Annotated in this window: 3 protein-coding genes and 1 pseudogene; all 4 read right to left on the bottom strand. The window is 50.6% G+C overall.

The window, feature by feature from the left end:
- Window positions 1-249 precede the first annotated feature (249 nt).
- Window positions 250-864 (bottom strand): transcriptional repressor LexA, encoded by a 615-nt coding sequence (lexA, locus tag RMO52_RS04200; protein WP_309742462.1) that lies wholly within the window; start codon window positions 862-864, stop codon window positions 250-252.
- Between the two features lie 188 nt (window positions 865-1,052).
- Window positions 1,053-1,868 carry a D-alanyl-D-alanine carboxypeptidase family protein gene (locus tag RMO52_RS04195; protein WP_309738504.1) on the bottom strand — a complete coding sequence of 272 codons (816 nt, stop codon included), beginning with the start codon at window positions 1,866-1,868 and terminating at the stop codon, window positions 1,053-1,055.
- Between the two features lie 409 nt (window positions 1,869-2,277).
- The gene (locus RMO52_RS04190) at window positions 2,278-3,483 is read right to left on the bottom strand and encodes an FHA domain-containing serine/threonine-protein kinase (RefSeq protein ID WP_310411150.1); all 1,206 of its coding nucleotides are present in this window, start codon (window positions 3,481-3,483) and stop codon (window positions 2,278-2,280) included.
- Window positions 3,484-3,507: 24 nt separating this feature from the next.
- Window positions 3,508-4,135 (bottom strand): annotated as a pseudogene (locus RMO52_RS04185) (hypothetical protein); the annotation flags it as partial.

Below are 4,135 nucleotides of genomic sequence, written 5' to 3'. Positions count from 1 at the left end.
GCTTGGTGCGCTGAACCCTCGGGGAACCCGAGGAGCGCGCATCCGCTGTCTTGAAAAGGTGCTTCACTTGGGGAAACCCCAAGAACGCACTTTTCGCAAACCGTCGGGAAACAGAGGCGTGCGCAAGCCGCTCCCAAGCTTGGGAGCGACCCAAATCGCGCTGAGGTTCCCTCAGCGTGCGTTTGGGTCAAGACAGAGGGGTTGGGGGTGAGGGCAAAATCTATGCTTCATACCTTAAATCAGCCACACCTATCTTTTCATTGGTTGATAACCGCGCCAAACACCAACTAAGATACCTTGGAGTTGGACTAAATGAGCTTCAGCCTCGATCGGTTTGTATTTGGGATTGGCAGGTTGGAGGGTAATCTGTTCGCCTTGACGATGATAACGCTTGAGCGTAGTCCCTTGACCTTCAACTTGGGCGGCGACAATCGTCCCATTCTTCACATCACTTGAATCTTTGACAGGCTGCATGATTGCCATATCGCCTTCGACGATCGAATCACCGATCATGCTATCGCCCATCACCTTCAAGGCAAAGTAATCAGACTGATGAAACATCGGGGACAAGTCGAATTTTTCAGCCCCATCAATGAAGGGTTCGACTAATCCTCCCGCTGCAATCGTCCCAAAAATTGGTACGCCACTAGCGGCATATTTAAGAATTTTAATCGTTCGGGCCTTACCTTCTGCCCACTCAATAAAACCTTTACTCCGAAGATGTTCCAGTCGGCTTTGGATCGGTGCGGGCGACTTGAGATTCATCGCCTGCATCATCTGCCGAATCGAAGGGGCGTGTTGGTGTTCGCGAATATAATCGACCAACCAATCATAAAGTTCCTGTTGAGCCTTAGTTAATTCCATAATTAGAGCGTGTGAAATTCAATATATAACTACTATAGATCTGTCGTACTAATTAAGTCTACTCGATCGCTAGTAATTATTTAAATAAATTCAGCTCGTCTCCAAAATTAGCTAATTTTACTTGTCGAGTGGTGTCAATTTCCATCCCGATCGGCTTTGTCTACTAATGACTTTCCCCTGAGACTACATTATTTTGCCTTTAAATTATGCGCTTTATAAAAAGTTTCCAGGCTGTTAATATCGCCGACGAACCGCCAGTGCCAAGGCTCATAACTCACTTTTTGAATGTTGTCCTTGGGAAAGGATAGCTCGAAACTATAGGTAGCAGCGTTAGCTTTGAGCCATTTATAGGCAGGTGTAGTGTCAAAGTTTTGATTTAAATTGGTGGCTGGTACCGTGCCATCGCCGACATCTACGGCGTACCCAGTATGATGTTCGCTGTATGTTGGCGGTGCGCTAACTTCAGCACGTTTGCTCGGTTGTTGACCGCGTGCGGCTCCAACTCCAAAAAAGAGGCGTTTTTGATCTTCGACCGATCGAAATGCCGAGATCGTCGTAATATTGACGCCACTGGCTCTAGCTGCGGCTACCATCGTTTGAAATTTCGCCGCTGCATTTTTTCGCAAGCGATACCCACTACCGATCGAGACTAGCTCGGCATCGGGAGCTTCGGTGTAGGGCAGATGATTGAGGAGATTATCGGTGGTCGGACTATTTCCCGGCGCGGCGTTTGAGTCGCTGGGATTGTTGGTGCTGCTAACTGGCGTGGGTGGGGACGGCTGGGAAGTGATGCCAAACATTACCGCAGCGCCACCTGCGAGTAAAATTGCCACGCCGACGATCGCGCCGCCAATGGGCAATCGACGCGGAGTGACTGCCGGATCGGGGTTGGTCGCTCGGGGTTTGGTGCCGTCTCGTAAGGCGGCGGGAATGTCTTCGGCTTTACCTGGTTTAGACCGATCTGAGTTACTCAACTGCTGCTCCCTGGTGCGAATATATTGCATTTTGACATATAGGCGATCGCTAACGATCGTCGATCGTTTGAGTTTTTAGCTGGCTTGAGAAGGATTGACTACGGCGAGGCGGCAAACGTTAAATATTAGTTAGTTGCGATCCTCCTAGCGGAGGCAGAACCCGGATCTGGGGGTTCCGACCCCCAGACCCCCCGTTGAAAGGCGGGACGCCGCCTCTCAAACTCTCCTGCGTAAGGGTCGATTTGTGAGGATTGGAGTGGGCTTTATGGCATTCCATGGATAGATTTTATGCGGCTGTTATGCAGTAGTAGGCTCCCATTAAAAAACACCGGATCGAGTCAATCGATAAAACCCTTACCTTTTACCTTTTACCTTTTACCTTTTACCTTTTACCCGTCCACCAGTCCCCCAGTCTCCCAGATTCAGCAACGCCGAAAACTCAACTAATTTGATGCAAAGCTTCGGCTAAATCAGCGGCGGTGAGGTAGCGATCGAGGGGTCGGCGGTGGGTGGCTTTATCGATGAGTGCTTGGAGTTGGGGCGTGACGCCGGGTACTGAGGAGACGTTGAAGCGGTAGCCATCTGGGTAGAGTTCGAGAAATTCCGCCGGATTGCGCCTGGTGAGTAGAAAAATTAATGTCGGCGCGATCGCGTACAGATCTGATTGGGTGCAGGGTTTGCCGTTATTTTGTTCGGGTGCCATGTAGTCGGGTGCGCCAATTTTAGTGCCGCCGAGGGTGCCGATCTCTTTGACAGCTCCAAAGTCGAGCAAGAAAACTCGCTGGTCGATCGTCCGGATGAGGATGTTTGCGGGTTTAACGTCGCGGTGGATCAGTGGCGGTTGTTGTTGGTGGATATAGCCCAAAATATCGCACAGTTGCACCATCCAGTCGATCGCTTGAGCGAGGGCGACTTTGCCACGCTCCATCACATATACGTCCAAATCCTGTCCGTGAATTAGTTCCATTGCCAGATATTTGCGAGATCCAGCAACGAAGAAGTCATAATATTGGGGAATGCCGGGATGGTGCAAGGTTTGGAGGATTTTGGCTTCGCGCTCGAATAATTCCTGCGCTTTGGGAATAATTGCCATGTCGGCATTCATTTCTTTGAGTACCAGCAATTTAACTTTGTCCCAAGCCAAATAAGTCGTGCCCATGCCACCTTGTCCCAAGGTTTTGAGGATCTGATATTGGTGGATCTCATGACTGAAGGCGATCGGTTCGCCGCAGTGCTGACAAAAAAGAATGTTGGGTGGATTGTCTGAATGTTTGCAGATTGCTGGCTGGACGGGGCTGGGGGGGGCGCTCGGGGCGCTCGCGACAACATCTAGCTCGATCGTCAGTAATGCGCCTTCAGGCGAGATCTTGACCCGATCGCCAGTAGTTAATAATACCCGCTCGATCGACAGGTCGTTAACTAAGGTTCCGTTAGTACCTTGATTGCTGAGTTCCCAGTAGCCGCCACCTTGACGCAGGGTGGTATAGGAGATCGTGGCGTGCAGCCGCGAAATCGACGGTCGGTCGATCGCGATCTCCCGTTCTGGCGATCGCCCGATCTGAATTGGTGTGGGTGGAAAAAATTGCCACTGCTGTAGGATGTGAGTCTCCCGATCGTCCCACAGCGAAATCTGAATATTTTTCATAGCCAGTGGCAACTTAATTATCGACTAGTTACGTGCCGAACGTGGTGTCAGCAGCATTCGCCAATCAGCGACATAGGCACGAGCATCGCTATAAATCGGACTGCGCCGACCGATGGTAGCGGCAAGCTCGATCGCGCTGGTAATCTTCCCCTGCCGATAAATACTAATAGCACGATCTAAGGTGTGGCGATCGGCAATTTCTTGTAGTTCGAGATTCCAGTAGCGGACTTGAGATTGAGCGTCTTGGTAAAGCGCTCTCCCCGGCGCTATCCCATTTGCGATCGCGACGGCTTGAGTAAAATTACCTTTACTCGCTAACGCCATCGCACTGGCAAGGATCGGACGATCTTCGATCGTCTGAATTTTCTCGCTCCAGTTGGCAACATAGCTCGTAATTTCTTCACCCAATGGTCGATCTTTGGTAATCTTTCCAGCGATCCGCACGGCGGCTTTGAGGTTGGCTAGGGATTCACCTTTACTGACGATTTGCTTGGCTTTTGCCAAAATAATCCGATTGTCGATGGTTTCAATTTGGCGATTCCAAGTCGAGATTTCGCCTTGGATAGATTGACCGACTTCACTTTGAGCGGGAATTTGTTTGGCAGTTTGGATCGCCAGCGCCAGAGTGGCAGGTTGCTGGAAGCTGGCGATC

Source organism: Chamaesiphon sp. OTE_8_metabat_110, from assembly GCF_031382685.1.
GTDB lineage: Bacteria > Cyanobacteriota > Cyanobacteriia > Cyanobacteriales > Chamaesiphonaceae > Chamaesiphon.
The sequence above is the reverse complement of the archived record's forward strand: the minus strand, read 5'-3'. Positions and strand labels throughout refer to the sequence as shown.

Coding starts and splice junctions, on each gene's coding strand:
- lexA (WP_309742462.1), bottom strand. CDS start 864: ATGGAATTAACTAAGGCTCAACAGGAACTTTATGATTGGTTGGTCGAT.
- RMO52_RS04195 (WP_309738504.1), bottom strand. CDS start 1,868: ATGCAATATATTCGCACCAGGGAGCAGCAGTTGAGTAACTCAGATCGG.
- RMO52_RS04190 (WP_310411150.1), bottom strand. CDS start 3,483: ATGAAAAATATTCAGATTTCGCTGTGGGACGATCGGGAGACTCACATC.